Annotated in this window: 16 protein-coding genes; 10 read left to right on the forward strand and 6 right to left on the reverse strand. The window is 74.2% G+C overall.

Annotation, left to right across the window (positions count from 1 at the left end; all coding sequences use genetic code 11):
* Complete coding sequence (locus ABZ815_RS06240; RefSeq protein WP_357694542.1) at positions 1 to 1,488, forward strand: AMP-binding protein; 1,488 nt, start codon at positions 1 to 3, stop codon at positions 1,486 to 1,488.
* 24 nt (positions 1,489 to 1,512) lie between these two features.
* On the opposite strand, the gene ABZ815_RS06245 is transcribed toward ABZ815_RS06240, so the two are convergent.
* On the reverse strand, positions 1,513 to 2,103 hold the full coding sequence (locus ABZ815_RS06245; RefSeq protein WP_357694544.1) for a TetR family transcriptional regulator: 591 nt from the start codon (positions 2,101 to 2,103) through the stop codon (positions 1,513 to 1,515).
* A 98-nt stretch (positions 2,104 to 2,201) separates the two neighbouring features.
* Here ABZ815_RS06245 and ABZ815_RS06250 point away from each other — a divergent pair, with 98 nt between their 5' ends.
* Positions 2,202 to 3,335: a cytochrome P450 gene (locus ABZ815_RS06250; protein WP_357694546.1), complete on the forward strand. Its 1,134-nt coding sequence runs from the start codon at positions 2,202 to 2,204 to the stop codon at positions 3,333 to 3,335.
* Between the two features lie 9 nt (positions 3,336 to 3,344).
* Here the strand turns inward: ABZ815_RS06250 and ABZ815_RS06255 are convergent, their stop codons facing one another.
* A complete protein-coding gene (locus ABZ815_RS06255) occupies positions 3,345 to 4,253 on the reverse strand; it encodes a cyclase family protein (RefSeq protein WP_357694548.1) in 909 nt (302 codons plus the stop codon).
* A 29-nt stretch (positions 4,254 to 4,282) separates the two neighbouring features.
* Between ABZ815_RS06255 and ABZ815_RS06260 the strand changes: the two genes are divergently transcribed.
* Entirely contained in the window at positions 4,283 to 5,479 is a 1,197-nt protein-coding gene (locus ABZ815_RS06260) for a serine hydrolase domain-containing protein (RefSeq protein WP_357694550.1), read from the forward strand.
* Between the two features lie 14 nt (positions 5,480 to 5,493).
* On the opposite strand, the gene ABZ815_RS06265 is transcribed toward ABZ815_RS06260, so the two are convergent.
* Together ABZ815_RS06265 and ABZ815_RS06270 are read right to left on the reverse strand one after the other, a co-directional pair.
* The gene (locus ABZ815_RS06265; RefSeq protein WP_357694677.1) at positions 5,494 to 6,231 is read right to left on the reverse strand and encodes an SDR family NAD(P)-dependent oxidoreductase; all 738 of its coding nucleotides are present in this window, start codon (positions 6,229 to 6,231) and stop codon (positions 5,494 to 5,496) included.
* Positions 6,231 to 6,821, reverse strand: coding sequence for an isochorismatase family cysteine hydrolase (locus ABZ815_RS06270; RefSeq protein ID WP_357694552.1), 591 nt, complete (start codon positions 6,819 to 6,821; stop codon positions 6,231 to 6,233). The genes ABZ815_RS06265 and ABZ815_RS06270 overlap by 1 nt, the downstream gene beginning before the upstream one ends.
* 168 nt (positions 6,822 to 6,989) lie before the next feature.
* Here ABZ815_RS06270 and ABZ815_RS06275 point away from each other — a divergent pair, with 168 nt between their 5' ends.
* From ABZ815_RS06275 to ABZ815_RS06305, 7 genes are all read left to right on the forward strand, one after another.
* Positions 6,990 to 8,792 (forward strand): protein kinase, encoded by a 1,803-nt coding sequence (locus ABZ815_RS06275; RefSeq protein WP_357694554.1) that lies wholly within the window; start codon positions 6,990 to 6,992, stop codon positions 8,790 to 8,792.
* A 48-nt stretch (positions 8,793 to 8,840) separates the two neighbouring features.
* Positions 8,841 to 9,200, forward strand: coding sequence for an OB-fold domain-containing protein (locus ABZ815_RS06280; RefSeq protein WP_357694556.1), 360 nt, complete (start codon positions 8,841 to 8,843; stop codon positions 9,198 to 9,200).
* On the forward strand, positions 9,197 to 9,520 hold the full coding sequence (locus ABZ815_RS06285; protein ID WP_357694558.1) for a VOC family protein: 324 nt from the start codon (positions 9,197 to 9,199) through the stop codon (positions 9,518 to 9,520). The genes ABZ815_RS06280 and ABZ815_RS06285 overlap by 4 nt, the downstream gene beginning before the upstream one ends.
* Before the next feature lie 15 nt (positions 9,521 to 9,535).
* On the forward strand, positions 9,536 to 11,050 hold the full coding sequence (locus ABZ815_RS06290; RefSeq protein WP_357694560.1) for a class I adenylate-forming enzyme family protein: 1,515 nt from the start codon (positions 9,536 to 9,538) through the stop codon (positions 11,048 to 11,050).
* Positions 11,047 to 13,080: an acetate--CoA ligase family protein gene (locus ABZ815_RS06295; RefSeq protein WP_357694562.1), complete on the forward strand. Its 2,034-nt coding sequence runs from the start codon at positions 11,047 to 11,049 to the stop codon at positions 13,078 to 13,080. The genes ABZ815_RS06290 and ABZ815_RS06295 overlap by 4 nt, the downstream gene beginning before the upstream one ends.
* Positions 13,067 to 13,816 (forward strand): glucose 1-dehydrogenase, encoded by a 750-nt coding sequence (locus tag ABZ815_RS06300; RefSeq protein ID WP_357694564.1) that lies wholly within the window; start codon positions 13,067 to 13,069, stop codon positions 13,814 to 13,816. Before ABZ815_RS06295 ends, ABZ815_RS06300 begins: the two co-directional genes overlap by 14 nt.
* Positions 13,817 to 14,069: 253 nt before the next feature.
* A complete protein-coding gene (locus ABZ815_RS06305; protein ID WP_357694566.1) occupies positions 14,070 to 16,085 on the forward strand; it encodes a CHAP domain-containing protein in 2,016 nt (671 codons plus the stop codon).
* Between the two features lie 19 nt (positions 16,086 to 16,104).
* On the opposite strand, the gene ABZ815_RS06310 is transcribed toward ABZ815_RS06305, so the two are convergent.
* Complete coding sequence (locus ABZ815_RS06310; RefSeq protein WP_357694568.1) at positions 16,105 to 16,917, reverse strand: TIGR03619 family F420-dependent LLM class oxidoreductase; 813 nt, start codon at positions 16,915 to 16,917, stop codon at positions 16,105 to 16,107.
* Between the two features lie 40 nt (positions 16,918 to 16,957).
* Complete coding sequence (locus ABZ815_RS06315) at positions 16,958 to 17,959, reverse strand: acyl-CoA dehydrogenase family protein (RefSeq protein WP_357694570.1); 1,002 nt, start codon at positions 17,957 to 17,959, stop codon at positions 16,958 to 16,960.
* Positions 17,960 to 17,975 lie beyond the last annotated feature (16 nt).

Raw genomic sequence — 17,975 nt, forward strand, 5'->3', positions numbered from 1 at the left:
ATGATCCACAGCCTGACCCTGTCCGACGTCCTGGCCGACCACGCCCGCAGCCGCCCCGGGGTCACCGCCGTGGTGGACGGGGACGTGCGGCTCACCTACCCCGAGCTGGACGACCGCGTCACGCGGCTGGCCGACGCCCTGGCCGGGCGCGGCGTGGCCGCCGGGGAGCGGGTGATGTGGCTCGGCCAGAACTCGCACGCCGTGCTGGAGCTGCTGCTGGCCTGCTCGCGCCTGGGCGCGGTGCTCTGCCCGGCCAACTGGCGGCAGTCGCCGGACGAGCTGCGTTTCGTCCTGTCCGACCTGGCGCCCAGGGTCGTCGTCTGGGAGCACTCCGACGCCGCCGCCGAGCTGGCGGACGCGGCCACGTGGGTGCTCGCGGGCGAGGCGTACGAGGAGCTGGTCGCGGGCGGCTCGGCGCGGGAGTTCCCGCAGGTGGACGACGCCGAACCGGTGCTCGCGCTCTACACCGCAGCCTTCGGGGGCCGGCCGGGCGCCGCCCTGCTGAGCAGCGCCGCCCTCGTCGCCCACAGCGCCACGCTGCTCGTCGTACGCCAGATGGAGCCGGGGTTCACCTTCCTCAACGACGGGCCGCTCTTCCACGTCGGGACGATGATGTTCTGCCTGGCCACCCTCCAGATCGGCGGCACGAACGTGTTCACGCCCGCCTTCGACGCCGAGGAGGTCTGCCGGCTGGTCGACGCCGAACGGGTGACGCAGGCGTTCCTGTTCGGACCCATGATCGACGCGGTCGCGGCGGCGAACGCGGACGGCAAGTACGACCTGTCCTCGCTGCGTTTCGTCGCCCACTCCGCCGAGTGGGACGACATGATCACCGTGGACGACTCCCCCTGGTGCCGCTCGAAGATGGGCGGGTACGGGCAGACCGAGGTGGGCGGCATGCTCACCTTCCTCGGGCTGGCCGAGGGCGGCGCGGGGTTCGCGGGACGGCCGTCGCCGCTGGTCCAGGTGCGCATCCTGGATCCGGAGGGCGTGGAAGTGCCGGTGGGCGAGACGGGCGAGATCTGCGCGAGGGGCAAGACCCTCTTTTCCGGATATTTCGCCCGGCCCGACTTAAATGAGGCGAAGTCGCGGTACGGGTGGCATCACACCGGCGACCTGGGCCGCCGCGAGCCGGACGGCACCATCACCTTCATCGGCCCCCGGCTCCGCATGATCAAGTCGGGCGCCGAGAACATCTACCCCGCCGAGGTCGAGCGCGCGCTCAGGACCCATCCGGCCGTCGCCGACGCGGCGGTGATCGGCGTGCCCGACCCCCGATGGCACCAGGCGGTCAAGGCGGTCGTGGTGCTCAGACCGGACGCCGCCGCCACCCAGGACGACCTGGTCGCGCACGTCAGGGGTGAGCTGGCGGCGTACAAGAGGCCCCGCCAGGTGGTGTTCGCCGACGCCATCCCCAAGCAGGGTTTCACCCCCGACTACGACGCCCTCGACGCCGCGTACGGCGGCGGCAACTACCCGGGCGCCTGACCCCCCGCCCTCCGTACGGGCGGCCTACACCGGGAGCCCCGCCTCCAGGTGCGCGAGCGCCTTGTCCAGCTCGGCGGGGCCGTCCATGGCCGGGTTTCTGACCCACTCGAACCACAGGGCCACCATCACGCCCGTGACGGCCCCCGTGACGTTCCTGATCTCCGGGTCGGCCGCGTCCCGGCCCTGGCGCGCCGCGAGCTCCTCCCGCAGCGTGGCGAGCACGCCGGTGACGTTCTCCAGGCTGGCCGCCCACAACTCCGGGACGGTGAGCATGAGCTTCTCCCGTTCCATGCCGTCGGCGATCTCCTCCGGCGTCTGGGCGTCCGTGACCGCCCGCATGGCCAGGCGCACGGCCCGGACGGGACCCACCTCGGCGGGCACGGCCCTGAGCGCCTCGACGAAGGGCGGGAACTGGTCGAGCAGCACCAGATCCTCCTTCGTCGGGAAATAGCGGAAGACGGTGCTGGGCGCGACCTCCGCCGCCTCGGCGACCTGCTCGACGGTCGTCGCCGCGTAGCCCTGCTCGCGGAACAGGCGCAGCGCCTCCTTCTGGATCAGGGCGCGGGTTCTGGCCTTCTTCCGCTCGCGCAGGCCCTGGACGGGTCGTTCGCTCATGTCACCGCATTCTCCGGGCCGGCGTCCCGCGCGTCCACTCGTCGGAGCCCGATGCATATCGCTATACAACTCTCATTTGAGAGTCTACTCTCACAATTATGCGACTTCCCATCGAACGTCCGGCGGAATGTCCCTTCGATCCCCCGGCGGGGCTGGCGGGCCTTCCGGCGATGAGCCGCCTGGAGTTCGCCGACGGCCATCTCGGCTGGCTGGCCACCACGGCCGAGGCCGCCCGCGCGGTGCTGGGCGATCCCCGGTTCAGCGCCCGGCAGGAGCTCAAGCACCAGGCCGTGCACCCGAATCCCGCCGGGCTCGGCACGCCCGCCCCACCGGGCTTCTTCGCGGCCATGGACCCGCCGGAGCACACCCGCTACCGACGGCTGCTCACCGGCCGGTTCACGCTGCGCAGGATGCGCCTGCTCGAAGCGCGGGTCGAACGCATCGCCGCCGACCACCTCGACGCCATGGCCGCCGCCGGGCCGCCGGCCGACCTCGTGACGGCCTACGCGTTACCGATCCCGTCGCTGGTCATCTGCGAGCTGCTCGGCGTCCCGTACGCCGATCACGACCTGTTCCAGGAGCTCAGCGCCCGGCTCGTCACCTTCGGCGAGGACGGCGCGGGAGCGCTGGCCGAGCTGACCGGCTACCTGCGCGGGCTGGTCCGCCGCAGGCGCGGGGAGCCGGACGGCGGCCTGATCGGCGACCTGACCGGCGACCTCGACGACGACGAGCTCGCCGGCCTCGCGGTGATCCTGCTGGTGGCAGGGCACGAGACCACGGCGAACATGCTGGCGCTCGGGGTGTTCGCGCTGCTGGCGAACGGGCGCCCGTACGAGGACGGCGCGGTCGAGGAGCTGCTGCGCTGGCTGTCGATCCTGCATCTCGGCGCGCCTTCCAGAGCCGCCCTGGAGGACGTGGAGGTGGCGGGCGTGACGGTCAGGGCGGGCGAGACCGTGGCCCTGTCCCTGCCCGTGATCAACCGCGACCCGGCCGTGTACGCCGACCCCGACCGGCTGATCCCCGACCGGCCGGAGGCCCGCCGCCACCTGGCCTTCGGGTACGGCGTGCACCAGTGCCTGGGCCAGCAGCTCGCCAGGATCGAGCTGCGGATCGGCTACCGGGCGCTGTTCGAGCGTTTCCCCAGTCTGCGGCTGGCCGTGCCGGCGGCCCAGGTGCCGGTCAAGGACGACGCCTCGGTGTACGGCGTCAGGAGCCTCCCCGTCACCTGGTGACCGGCCCGCTCACAGGACGGCGAGCGGGGTGATCGGGCTGCCGGTGCCTCCTTCGATGCGCAGCGGCGCGGCCACGAACACGAACTCCGTCCGGCCGGCCGCGCCCAGCTCTTCGAGCCAGAGCATCTCGACCAGGTGGACGCCGTGCCGGTGGAGCAGGATGAGGTGCAGGTCGTCGGCGGCGCACTCGTCGGCGAGCTGCCGGTCGTTCAGGCCGCCGATCGCCGCGTTGTCGCAGGCCACCGCCGACACGTCCTGGGCGGCCAGCCAGGAGCCCGCCTCCGCCGACAGCCCCGGCTGCCCCGACCAGTACTCCTCGCGCGACCGCTCCCAGATCAGCGGCCAGCCCGTACGGATCACCGCGACGTCCCCGGGGCGCGGCGTGGCGATCTCCTGGAGCAGCCGGGCGGGGACGCGGAAGCCGGCCGGCAGGTGGTCGAGCCCGAGGCGCCGGGGCACGTCGAACAGCACGCCCCTGGCCACCACGCCGCCCACGTGCTCGATCCCGCACCGGGTGGCGCCGTAGGAGCGGACGCGGACGGCCGGGTGGCCGTTGTAGAGCAGGTCGCCGGTCCACATGTGGCACAGCGCGTCCATGTGGGTGGTGGTGCCGTGGTGGGTCACCAGCAGGGCGTCGTCGGCCACGCGCAGGCCGTCGCCGACGGGCCGGGCGCCCGCGGCGTAGTCGCCGCCGTCCACGGACATGAAGTGTTGCGGCAGCGGACGGCCCCGCAGGTGCGGGACGGTGGTGGGCGCGGCCGAGGAGGTGGCGCCCCTGATCGGCATGGCCAGGCTCAGCACCTCGCCCGTGACGGCGCTGCGCAGGGCCTCCAGGACGACGGCGGGGGTCAGCAGGTTGAGGGTTCCGCGCTGGTCGTCTGGGCCGAATCGTCCCCAGTTGTTAGGCTCGTGCACCAAGTAAGCGCTTCCTTTCTTGCGGAGGTCTGATGTACTGCGATCCCCGGTTCTCCCGCGTGCGCGAGGCGTTCGAGCGGAACTTCGCCGAGGGCGAGGAGCTGGGCGCGGCGGTGGCCGTCTACCTCGACGGCGAGCTGGTCGTGGACCTGTGGGACGGGGTCGCCGACCGGCACACGGGACGGGCCTGGGAGGCCGGCACCCCGGCCTTCGCGTACTCGTGCACGAAGGCGATCGCGGCCACCGTGCTGCTGCGGCTCGCCGAGCGCGGCCTGGTGGACGTGGGCGCGCCGGTCGCGGACGTCTGGCCGGAGTTCGCCGCCGGGGGCAAGGAGGCGGTCACGGTCGAGCACGTGCTGACGCACTCCTGCGGGCTGCCGGTGATCGAGACGCCGGTGCCGGTGGAGGAGTTCGAGGACCAGCCGGCCGTCGCGGCCCGGCTCGCCGGTCAGACGCCGCTGTGGGAGCCGGGGACGGCGCACGGGTACCACGCGTTGACGTACGGCTTCCTGGTCGGGGAGGTGGTGCGGCGGGTCACCGGGAAGTCGGTGGGCGAGCTGGTGGCGGCGGAGATCGCCGGGCCGCTGGGGCTGGACCTCTGGGTCGGGGCCCCCGACGACGTGATCCCCCGCGCCGCCCGCCTCAAGGCCCCCACCCGCCCCCGCCCCTCCCCCGAAACCCCAAGGGATGCCTCCGAAACTCCCGCTCCCTCCGGCGGAGGGGTCGGCGTCGGTGGGGGGCGGGATCTGCTGGGCGAGATGAGCCGGGCGGCGCTCGATCCCGGCAGCCTGATGAACCGGGCGCTCGGCAACCCGGCCATCCGCCTGCTCGAAGGCGGCGCGAACAACCCGGTGATCCTGCGCGCCGGATGGCCCGCCGCCGGGGTCGTCACCACCGCCAAGGGCCTGGCCGGGTTCTACCGCGCGCTGGTCGGCGGCGACGTCCTGACCTCCGCGACCCTCCAGGACGCCCTGCGCCCCCGCGTCAGCGGCCCCGACCGCGTGCTGTTCATGGACACCACGTTCGGCCTCGGCTACATGCGCCCGTCGTTCACGTTCCCGATGCCGTCGCGGACGGCGTTCGGCCACTCGGGCATGGGCGGCTCGCTCGGCATGGGCGACCCCGGCCGCGGCCTGGCCTTCGGCTACGTGATGAACCGGATGGCTGACAGCCTCACCGGCAACCTGCGCGGCCTGCGCCTGATCGAGGCCGTCTACCGCTCCCTGTGACCCCACGGCGCTCGTCACTGCATGGTCACGCCGCCGCTCACCGACAGCGTCTGGCCGGTGATGTAGGCGGCGCGGTCGGTGCACAGGTACGCGATCAGCCCCGACACGTCGGCGGGCGTGCCCAGCCGCCGCAGCGGGATCCCCTTGGCGATCTTGTCCACGAGCCCCGGCTCGGCCTCGGACACCCGGCGGAGCATCGGCGTGTCGGTCGGCCCCGGGCAGACCACGTTCGAGGTCACCCCGCCTTTGGCGGCCTCGCGGGCGAGCGTCTTGGCCAGGCCGAACAGGCCCGCCTTGGTCGCCGCGTACGCCCCCTCGCCGCCCGACCCGGCCCTGGCGCCGTCGGAGGAGACGAACACCAGCCGTCCCCAGCCCCTGGCCGTCATCCCGGGCAGCAGCAGCTTGGTCATGAGCATCGGGCCGCGCAGGTTGACCTGCCACATGAGGTCCCAGTCCGCCGGGTCGCTCGCCGTGAACGGCCGCACGATCGACACCCCGGCGTTGTGCACGAGCACGTCCACGGGCCCGGCCTCGGCGCAGAACGCCTCGACGGAGCCGGGCGAGGCCAGGTCCACGGCCAGCGCCCGCGCCCCTGCCAGCGCCGCGGCCGTCCGGCGGGCGCCCGGCAGGTCCACGTCGGCGACGACGACGCGGGCGCCGAGCGCGGCGAGGTCGGTCGCCACGGCCGTGCCGATCGCGCCCGCTCCCCCGGTGACGACGGCGACGCGGCCGTCGAGGCGCAGGCCGTCCATCACGTCCACGCCTTCGCCAGGTCGGCCGCGGCGACGCGGGTGGCCAGCAGGCCGACCGTGTTCCGCAGGACGGCCTGCGCGTAGTCCTCGGGGATGCCGGCCACCGCGTCCTTGACCACCGTCACCCGGTAGCCGAGGTTGACCGCCTCCAGCGCCAGCCCCGGGATGCCCAGGTTGAGCGAGACCCCCATCGCGACCACGGACGAGACGCCCAGGGAGCGCAGCGTCATGTCCAGCGAGGTGCCGGTGAACGGCGAGAACCCGTGGTGCCGCCGGCTCTCCAGATCGCCGTCCTCGCGCAGATCGGGCAGCACCTGCACGGCGGCCGTGCCCTCCAGCATGTGCGCGGGGTCCTTGAGCAGGGAGACGATGAACGGGCAGTTGCCGGTGTGCGAGCCCGCCCGGTCCGGCCGGAAGGCGGCCGTGCAGTGGATCACCGGGAGGCCGGCCGTTCTGGCCGCGCGCAGGACGCGGGCGGCGTTGGGCACGACGTCGTGGCGGGCACAGGCCGCCACCAGTTCCGGAAATTTCGTGAGATCGCCGACGACGCCCCGCTGCATCTCCATCACCAGCACGGCCGACCGCTCCACCCGCAGCCTCCATTATTTAGCCGAGCGCTTGCTTGGGCAAGCCACAGCATAACACCGCCCCCACGACATCACTTTTCTCCGCAAAGACGGAAATTTCTCCAGACGTGACAACCCACACCCCGGGTGAGACCGTCGAATGCACGACGGCCTGCCTGATGGGGGTTGGACTTGGTCCCTGGTTACCGTGAAGTTCGCCAGCTCGGCGCGGGCCGCACCGGCCGCGTGTTCCTCGCCACCTACCAGTCCACCGGCGCCTACGTCGCGATCAAGTACCTGAACGCCACCCTGCGCAGGGACCCCGAGTTCATGGACCGCTTCAGGGCCGACACCCACCAGCTCGTCGAGATCGACGACGCCGACGTGGTCCGCCTCTACGAGTACGTCGAGACGCCCGACCGGGCCGCCGTCGTCATGGAGCTGGTGGACGGCGTCTCGCTGCGCACCTTGCTGGCCGAGCACGGCCGCACGGCTCCGGAGGCGGCGCTCGTCCTGCTCAAGGGCGTGCTGGCCGCCCTGGCCGTCGCGCACGAGAGAGGCGTGCCGCACCGGGACGTCAAGCCGGAGAACGTCCTGGTCCAGGCGGACGGCACGAGCAAGCTGGCCGACTTCGGCGTGGTCGTGCACGCCGAGGAGCCGGGGGTGCCGGCGGGGAGCCCGGCGTACATGTCGCCCGAGCTGTGGACGCAGGGACGGGCCGGACCCTCGGCCGACCTGTACGCGGCGGCCTGCCTGCTGTTCGAGGCGGTCAAGGGGCGGCCGCCCTACCGCGCGTACAAGGAGGGTCAGGACGGCGAGCAGGACGTCGCGGCACTGCGGGACCTGCACCTGATGGAGCCGGTGCCGCTGGAGGTGGTCCCGGACGCGCTGCGCGACCTGCTCAGACGCGGGATGGCGAAGGACCCGGCGCTCAGGTACGCCTCGGCCCGGCAGTTCGCGGCCGAGCTGGAGGAGGACGCCGTCGCGGCGTACGGGCCCGGCTGGGAGCAGCGGGGCCGCCGCCGGCTCGCCGAGCTGGCCACGCTGCTCGCGCTGCGCTTCCCGCTGGCGGCCACGACCGAGCGGGAGACGCGGTCCCCGGCAGGGGTCCGGAGCCGGGCGGTGCGGCTGCCCACGCTGCCGCCGCACCTGTGGGTGGCGGGCGCGACGGTGGTCGCCGTGGCGATCGCCCTGATCATCTCCGGCGGACGGTTGTCGCCCGGCGCGGGCACGATCCTGATGCCGCAGCCGAAGCCGTCGGGCGAGCTGAATCCGGCGCCGGTCGACGCCCACACGCCGACCCCCCGGAGGAGCGCGCCCGCCACGGACCGCGGCAGTGCGCCCCCGCGCGCCACCGGCGGGCCGCGCGTCCCCACCGGCCCGCCGCGCGGGTCCGCCGGCCCGCCGCCGGTCCCGACCAGCGCCGCGCCGCCGGTGCCGACGCAGGCGCAGAGCGGGACCGCCCCGCCGCCGCCGGCCGTGCGGGAGGCGAGCATCACCCGGTGGAGCGGCTCGGCGGGCGCGATCAGCGTGTCCGCGGACGGCACGGGGCCGGTGCGGCTGCGGATCGCGTACACGCGGCGGCTCGACGACGGGCCGGTCGCCACCGTGCGGCAGGAGACCCTCACGCTGCGCGGCAGCACCGCCTACACCAGCGGCGTCCGGCACGATCCCGGGGACGTGGGCTGCGGGGTGCGGGCCTACCTCGGGATCGTCGTCATGACCGAGCCGGCGGCGGTCAACGGGCCCCAGGTCAGCGAGGTCGCCGTGGACGGGCCCACCTGCCCCACCCCGACCCGCTCGGGCCCGGCCACGCCGTCCGGCACCCCGGCGGCCCCGTCGACCCCGTCGACCCCGTCGGCCTCGACGTCCTCGGCCGGCGGGCGGCCCGTCGCGCGTCCCACGCAGGGACCGCCGTCCCCGTCCGCCGGGACCTCTCCGGAGTACGCCCTCCCGCCCGCCTCCCCGGAGGGCGGGCTGGTGCCCGGCGAGTAGGGGCGCGGGCCCTTGTCGGCCAACCAAGCGTGCGCTAGCTTGGCAGCGATGAGCGGTGACACCTCCCCCACCGGCGCGGGGACGCGTGGCGAGCTGGTGATCCGGCGCTGCGTGTCCTGCGGCCGCCGCGGCTGGCTGCCCGAGCCGTCCTGCCCGGCGTGCGGCGGGGACGAGCAGGCCGCCGAGCCCGCCGAGGGCACGGGGACGGTGCACACGTTCACCGTCGTGCACCGGTCGTTCGCGCCCGGCTACCGGGGGCGGGAGCCGTACGTGCCGGCGTGGGTGGACCTGGACGAGGGGGTGCGCGCGTTCGGGCACGTCGTGGGATGCGCGCCGGAGGAGGTCCGCGTCGGGATGCCGGTGCGGGTGACGTTCGTGGACGATCTGCCGCATTGGAGGCCCGCATGAAGCTCGGCAACGTGCTCATCCCCGTCGCCGACCTGGACGAGGCGATCGCCTTCTACGGCCTGCCGGTCACGTTCAGGGACGGCGACAGGTTCGCCGCGCTGGACGGCGGCGGCGTCACCGTGGCGCTGGCCGGACCCGCCGAGCACGTCACCGCGTCGGCGGCGCCGTCGTACAAGGTGGACGACGTGGCGGCCACGGTGCGCGAGATGGCGGCGCGCGGGGCCGAGGTGGTGCGCGCGCCCGAGGACGGGCCGCACGAGAGGCGGGCCGTGCTGCGCGACCCCTCAGGAAACACGTTCGTGCTCTACTCGCCCCTCTGACCTGGAGGCACCCCCATGGCGCGATCACCCTACGGCAACTACGGCCACGCGATCCTGACCGCGGGAGCGCTGCGCACGCCCGACCGGGTGGCGCTGACGTACTGCGGCGAGCGGAGCTTCACCTACGACGAGCTGAACCGGGCCGTCAACCGCCGCGCGAACGCCCTGCTCTCGGCCGGGATCGCCCCTGGGCAACGGGTGGCGGCGCTGCTCAACGAGACGCTGCTGGTCGCCGAGGTCTACCTCGCCCAGGCCAAGATCGGGGCGGTGACGGCGGCGCTCAACCCGTACTGGCCGGTCGAGACGCTGCGGGCGGTGGTGGCCGCCTCCGGCTGCACGGCCTTCGTGTACGACCCCACGGTCGCCCAGGTGGTCGAGGAGATCAGGGACTCCCTCCCGGACGTCACCACCTGGATCGACGCCGGCGAGCTGACCGGCGGCCCGGAGGAGGAACCGCCGCTGGGCGGCTTCCACGACGACCCGCTGGCCCTCTACTACACCTCGGGCACGACCGGCCTGCCCAAGGCCGTCGTGCACACCCACGCCTCCTCCCTGGCGACCGCCCAGATCTGGCTGGACGTGCCGCGCGGCCCCGACTCGGTGTTCGGCACCGGCGCGATCATCTGGGGCATCGGCTTCCCCGCCATCGTCGGCCCGGCCCTGTACGCGGGCATGCGCCTGGTGCTGGAGCAGGACTGGGGACCGGCGAACTTCCTGCGCGTGGTGCCGCGCGAGCGGGTCACGCACGTGTCGCAGATCCCGTCGTTCTACACGGCGTTGCTGGGGTCGTCCGAGCACGAGGGGGTGGACCTGTCGTCGATCCAGGTGATCATGCTGGGCGGCGAGCCGCTGACCGCGACCATGCTGGACCGGATCAAGGCCAGGCTGCCCGGCGCCGGGGTCTACTCCTACTACGGGCAGACCGAGGCGCCGTACACGTGCATGGGCCGCGTGGACGACGGCTCGACGCCGCTCGGCTCCTCCGGACGGGCGCGCACGGGCAACGCCGTACGGATCACCGGCCCGTCCGGCGCCGCCGTGACCGGCGAGGTCGGTGAGATCAACCTGGCCGGGCCGCACCGCATGGCGGGCTACGACGGGCCGGACGACCACGGCGTGCTGCGCGGCGACTGGTACGTGGGCGGCGACCTCGGGACGCTGTCGGCCGACGGCGTGCTGCGCGTCCTCGGCCGCCGCGAGGACTCGATACTCAAACACGGCCAGTGGACGCAGCCCGCCACGATCGAGGAGGCCGTCTCGGCGCTGGACGGCGTGGCCGAGGCCGGCGCGGTGGGCGTCCCCGAGGGGGCGGCCGAGCAGCGGGTGCTGCTGGCGGTCGTGCCGCGCGCCGGGCAGTCGCTGGACGCCGCCAAGCTGTCGCTCGCCCTGGCCGACACGCTGCCCCCGCACCAGCGGCCCGACCACATCGTGGTGACCGGCGAGCTGCCGCACTCGCAGGACGCCTCCGGCGGCCCCGGCAAGCTGCTGCGCCGCCGGATCCGCGAGCAGCACGGGCACCTGCTCGGGTGAGCGTCCAGGAGCGCGAGGGCCGGGACGGTCCACGGGAGCACGAGGTCAAGGCGCTGGTCGCGGCGGCCGGGGTGCCGGTGCCGCGCGGGGTCGTGGTGCGCGACCTGGACTTCACGGCGGCCGGGGAGCTGGCCGGGCCGCTGGTGCTGAAGGCGTTCGGGCCGGGGCTGGTGCACAAGTCGGAGGCGGGGGCCGTACGGCTCGGCCTGCGGGCGGACGAACTCGCGGCGGCGGCCGGGGAGATGCGTTCGCGGCTCGACGTGGAGGGGTTCCTGGTCGAGGAGCAGGCGCCCGCCGGGGTGGAGCTGATCGTGGGGCTGGTCGGCGATCCTGGGTTCGGCCCGGTGCTGCTGGCCGGGCTGGGCGGCGTCTGGACGGAGGCGCTGCGCGACACGGCGCTGCGGCTCTGCCCGATCTCCGAGCGGGACGCCCGGCTCATGCTGGACGAGCTGCGCGGCTCGGCCCTCCTGCGCGGCCACCGCGGCCGGCCGCCGGTGGACGTGGACGCCGTGGTCAAGCTGCTCATGACGGTCGGCGGCCATGGCGGGCTGTGGGAACGGCTAAAACTGGGCGAGTTCGAGCTGAACCCGGTCATCGCCACCCCTTCCGGCGTGACCGCGGTGGACGCCCGGTACCTGCCCGGCGAGCCCCGCCCGTCCGCCGCCCGCGCGCCGGCGGACTTCCTGCCGCTCTTCGAGCCCCGCGCGGTGGCCGTCGTCGGCGCCTCCGCGAGCAGGCCGAACTTCGGGAACATGTTCCTCGACTTCTACAAGGCCGCCGGCGTGCCGCTGGTGGCCGTGCACCCGTCCGCCTCCGAGGTGGCGGGGGTGCCCGCGGTGCCGTCGCTGGCCGCCGCCGGCGTGGACTACGCGCTGGTGGCGGTGCCCGCCGAGCGGTGCGCCGAGGTGGTGCGGGAGGCGTCGGGCGTCCCGTACGTGCAGGTGATGAGCGGCGGGTTCGGCGAGGCGGGACGCGCGGACCTGGAACGCGCGCTGGCCGGGGCCGCCCGCGCGGCGGGCACCCGGCTGCTCGGGCCCAACTGCATGGGCGTGTACTGCCCGCGCGGCCGGCAGACGTTCGTCGGCGGCGGCCTAGGACCGGCCGGGACGGTCGCGCTGATCTCGCAGAGCGGCGGGCTCGCGGGCGAGGTGATCAAGGTCGGGGAGCGACGCGGGCTCGCGTTCAGCCGGGTCGTCACCGTGGGGAACGCGGCCGACGTGACCCCCGCCGAGCTGCTGACCTGGCTGGCCGGCGACTCCGAGACCCGGGCCGTCGGGCTCTACCTGGAGGATCCGCGCGGCGGCCGGGAGCTGCACGAGGCGCTGCGCGCGGCCGGGCTGCCGGTGGCGCTGCTGGTCGGCGGGCGCAGCTCGCAGGGGCAGCGGGCGGCGCTCTCGCACACCGGCGGCATGGTGGGCGACCTGCGGGTGTGGGCGGCGGTCGCGGCCCAGACGGGCACGGCGCTGGTGTCCTCCCAGGACGACCTGATCGGCGTGCTGGCCTTCTTCCAGGCGCACGGCTCCCGCATCACGGACGGCGACCGGGTGCTGGTGATCGGGCCGAGCGGGGGCGCGGGCGTGCTGGCGGCCGACGCGTTCGACCGGGCGGACGTGCGGCTCGATCCGCTCCCGGACGGCGTGCTCGACGGGCTCGGCCTGGCCGTCGCGGGCAACCCGCTGGAGGTGCCGGTGGGTCCGCGCGGGCGTCCGGGGCTGGTGGCGGAGGTGATCGAGGCGATCGTACGGCGGGAGCCGTACGCGGACGTGGTCGCCCACGTGAACGTGCAGAGCTTCTTCACCTACGGCGACGCGGCCGAACCCCTGTACGCCTACACGCGGGCCCTGGCCGGCGCGCAGGAGGCGCTGCCGCGCGTCAGGATCACGCTCGTCACCAGGAACGGCGAGTGCGCGCCCGCGGGCGTGGAGGACGAGGTACGGCGGATCGCGGCGGCGGCGGGCGTCCCCGTCTACCGCTCCATGGAGGCGGCCGCGGCGGCCGTCGCGGCAGGAGGTAGTCGTGGGACTGCTTGACGGCAAGGTCGCGCTGATCACGGGTGGGGCCAGGGGCATGGGCGAGTCGCACGTGCGCCTGTTCCTCGAAGAGGGCGCGCGGGTGGTCTTCGGCGACGTGCTGGAGGAGGAGGGCAAGGCGCTGGCCGCCGAGACCGGGGCCACGTACGTGCGGCACGACGTGCGCAGCCCCGGCGAGTGGCGGCGGGCCGTGGACACGGCCACGGAGCTGCACGGACGGCTCGACGTCCTGGTGAACAACGCCGGCATCCTCGCCTACGGCCGCATTCAGGACATGGCTCCCGAGGACTTCGACCGGGTGATCGACGTGAACCTCAAGGGCACCTGGCTCGGGGTCAAGTCGGTGATCGACCCCATGAAGGCGGCCGGGCGCGGCGCCATCGTGAACATCTCCTCGATCGAGGGCTTCGTCGGGGCGGAGGGGTTGTCGGCGTACGCGGCGTCGAAGTTCGCGGTGCGCGGGCTGACCAAGTCGGCCGCGCGGGAGCTGGCCCGTTTCAAGATCCGGGTGAACTCGGTGCATCCCGGCGCGATCAACACGGCGATGGCGGTGAACCCGGACCTGATGGCCGAGGTGGACGCGGAGGCGTTCGTGAAGTCCATGGTCATCAAGCGGTTCGCGAAGCCGGTGGAGGTCTCGCACGTGGTGGCGTTCCTGGCCTCGGACCGGGCCAGCTACTGCACGGGGAGCGAGTTCACGGTCGACGGGGGGCTGCTGACGGGGGCGGGCTACTAGGCTTCCGTGACTCCTTTCTAGTCGAATCATACGTTTTAGGCATGTCTGGCGGCTTGGTTGAGCTGCGGTTATGCGCCCGGTGATGTCTTTGCCTGCTCTTGGGGTGTGCTTGACCTTGGTCACGAAGCGGTAACCTCGCAGCGCACGACACCACAGGTTTCCGGTTTTGCCACACATGTCCCGGGTTACCCCCGCGTACCCCGGTATGTGTGGATAAATCCGGATCTTGACCGGAAGGTTCCCCCATACTTCCATGACGCCCGAGATGCAGAAGTACATCGACCTGCTCGAAAGCCAGCTCGGCTACTCCGAGAAGGCCGGCGCGTACACCAAGTTCGGCGACTGGTACGGCAAGACCGTCGAGTTCGACGCCGACTACTCCGCCGCCCCCTGGTGTGACATGTACCTCTCCTGGGCCGCGCACAAGCTCGGCTTCCAGGAGTGGATCGGGCAGTTCGCCTGGACCGTACGGCACGCCGAATGGTTCAAGGCGCAGGGCGCGTGGGGGAAGACGCCGAAGCCCGGCGCGTTCGTCTTCTACGACTGGAGCGGGACCGGCAAGATCGACAACATCGACCACGTCGGCATCGTCACGCGGGTCGAGGGCGACACGATCTTCACCATCGAGGGCAACATCGACGGCGGCGTCGCCAAGCGCAAGGAACGCGACACCAGCAAGGTCGTCGGCTACGGCTACCCCGAGCGCATCAAGGCGCGCCTGGACGAGGAGGCGGCCCAGAAGCGGGCCGACGAGCAGGCGGCGCAGTCCGCCAGGCCCGGCGACGTGGGAACGCTCCAGCTTCCCGGCGACGCGCTCAGCTCCCTGATCCCGCACGTCGAGCAGGAGCGCACGGGCGAGGTCCCGCTCGCCGCGCGGCCGAAGGGCAAGGCCGACAAGACTGCGAAGACGACGGCGTCCTCGCCTGCCGCGTCCCCGGCCGTGCCGTCACCGTCCGCCTCGCCCGCGACGGCGGCGGCGCCCGCGCCGACGACGGCGGCGGGGAGGTCGGCCCAGAAGTCCAAGCACGCCAAGGCGACGACCGCCGACACCACGGCCGCCACCGCCGAGCCCCTCCCCACGCTGGTGGACGCCTCCTCGCCGGGCTCGCTGTCCACGATCGCCTCCCCGACGCTGGTCGGCTCCGCCCTGATCGCCGCCCTGGCCCTCCTGGCCCTGGCGAAGACCCGTCAGCAGCGCCTTCGCCCGGCCACCGCGTCCGCGAAGACCGCCCGGATGCGCGGCGCCGCCACGGCGATCGCCCCTCTGAACCTCTCACCGGCGGAAGGCGTCGCCCTGAGCCCCACGGCGGAGGTCGCCGCGCTGCTGGGCGCCGCTTCGCCGGACAGCGGCACGACGGGCGTCACCGTGCCCGCTCCGGGGACGCGCTCCAGGCGCGGCTCCCACGCCGCCCCCTCCCGCCACCGGCGTCGCCGCAGGCCGTCGGACCCGCGCCACGAACCCACCCACCCCACCCCACACCGCTCCCCCCTCGCCTCCACCCCGCCCCCCGTCTCCCCCGCCCCCACCCGGACGAGCCACTTCGAGCACCCGACCGGCCGTCCCGAGCCCATCCGGACGGCCCGCTCCGAGCACCTTGTCGGCTCTCCCGAGCCCGCCCTGGCGGCGTGGTTCGAGCTTTCCGCTCCTGTTCCCGAGCGCAGCCCCGCGAGCGGCGGGTTCGAGGGTGACGGGGATGCCTTCGAGGCGTTCACCGACCGGACGGCGCCGCCGCGGCGGCTCGACAGCGCCTCGTTCCGGCCCGCCCCCGACACCGCGCCCTTCGCGCCCACGTTCGACACCGGCCCGATGGTCGCGATCTCGCTCCCTCCGGCGACGAGCACGTTCAGCGCCTTCTCCCCCAGCCCCCGCCCGGGGGCGGAGGTCGCCGCCCGGACGAGGACGACGTCGCACGCCGCGGAGGCGTCCGGGATCGGCGCGACGTACCGGGGCCGTCGCCGTCGCAGCGAACCCGTCGCGTACGCCCCCGGGCCCGCCGCCTTCGCGGACGAGTTCGCCCCCTTCACCGCCGACGCCACCCCGCGCGGCCGCCGCCACCGGCGCACCGCGTCAGCCGCGTCCGCCGCGTCCGCCGCAGCCACCGTGGGCCCCATGGCCCCGCAGAGCGTGTGGAGCCCGTTCCAGCCGACCGGCGGCGGAACGAGCACCGTCGAGACGTTCGTCCAGGACGCCCCCTTGCGCGGCCGCCGCCACCGCACCCCCACCCGCGAGCTCGTCAGCACCCCCGACTGGGAACGGCAACCCGCCTGAGACGGCCGGCCCCACGCCCTCAGGTGACCCCGTACTCGGCGGCGAAGGCGGCCAGGCGGGTGACCGCGTCGCGGCTGCGCGTCCACGGGCGGACGATCAGCCGTTCCACCCCCAGCTCCGCCCAGGACGCCACCTCCCCCGGGGAGCCCAGGGCGTACGCGTGCGCCGTGACCGGCACCCCCGCCCCCAGCCGCGCGACCTGCGGCCTGATCGACTCGATGGTGTGCGGCATGCTGATCCACCCGTCGCACAGCCGGGACGCCCGGCGCAGCGCCGCCGCCGACTCCCCACCGGCCAGCACCGGCAGCCGCCCCTGGACGGGCTTGGGCTCGAAGGCGACCTCGGGAAACCGGTAGAACCGTCCGGAATGGGCGACCACGGGCTCGGTCCAGAGCCGCCGGACGACCTCTATGGCCTCGTCCAGGCGGGCGCCGCGGGTCTCGAAGGGCAGTTCGGCCGCCGTCCACTCGCCTCGGTACCAGCCCGCGCCCACGCCGCAGACGGCCCGTCCGCCCGACACCACGTCCAGGGTGGCGAACGCGCGGGCCGACACGAACGGGTGGCGCAGGGCCAGCAGGTGCACGGCGGTGCCGAGCCGGACGCGGGTGGTGAGCCCGGCCAGCCAGCACAGGTAGGCCGGGGCGTCGAACAGCGGGGTCGTCGGCTTGATGCCGGGGTCCTCGGTGCCCGGATAGACGGCGAGCGACAGGTCGGTGGCGAACACCAGGTGCTCGGGCAGCCACACCGACTCGAACCCCAGCTCGTCGGCGGCCACGGCCACGTCCTTCCAGGCGTCCGGATGCAGCAACCCCAGCGGTACGCCGTACTTCACACGCACCTCCGCAGACCGCCGCCGGGCGGGACGCCGTGCTTCACGGATACCTCCGCAGGTCGCGGGTGTGCAGGGCCGCGCGGACGCGTTCGCGGTGGGCGGCCGCGGTGCCGTGCGCGGCCGCCAGGGACCAGGCCCGTGCGAGCCAGAACCGCAGGTCCAGCTCCTCGGTGTAGCCGATCGCCCCGTGGGTCTGCAGGGCGACCCGGGCGGCCAGGGTCGCCGCCTCGCCGGCCGCGGCCTTGGCGGCGCTCACGTCCCGCTCGGCCGTGGGCGCGTCCCGGTCCACGGACAGCGCCGCGCGGTGCACCAGCGGCGCGGCGAACTCGACGGCCACCGCCACGTCGGCGAGCTTGTGCCGGACGGCCTGGAAGGACCCGATCGCCGCGCCGAACTGCCTCCTGACCCCCGCGTACGACACCGAGACCGCGAGCAGCTCCCGCGCGACCCCGACGAGCTGGGCGGCGGTCGCGACCGTGACGGCCCGCACCGCGAGCGCCACCCGATCCGCGCCGCCCCCGCCCCGTCCCCAGGACCAGCCGGGATCGGGACGGTCCGGCGACTCGAAGGCGACGGCGAACACCGGCCGGCACGGGTCCACGCCCGGCACCGCCGTGAGCCGCGCCTCGTGCCCCGCCGTAACCCGGACCCCACCTCCCGTACGCGCCACGACCAGCACGTCGGCGAGATCGGCGTCCGCCATGTACGCCTCCCCCGGCAGCGCCACCCCCACGCACACCCCGCCCGAGGCGAGCTTGGGCACGTGCGGCACCAGGAACGCCGCCGCCACCGCCGTCTCCACCACCGGCCCCGGCAGGCACGCCCGCCCGGTCTCCTCGACGGCGGGCAGCACGTCGGTCAGCCCGAGCCCGAGCCCGTCGAGCTCCGGCGGCAGGAGCAGCCCGAAGAACCCCAGCTCGGCGAGCCGGTCCCAGGCCGGACGGCGTTCGGTCCGCAGCGCGCCGGGCGGGCAGTGCGCCCGCAACACGTCGCGCACGGTCGCCCCCAGGGCGAGTTGCTCGTCGGTGAAGGCGAAGTGCATGAGGGCGACTCCAGAG

The organism is Nonomuraea sp. NPDC047529 (assembly GCF_040642995.1).
GTDB lineage: Bacteria > Actinomycetota > Actinomycetes > Streptosporangiales > Streptosporangiaceae > Nonomuraea.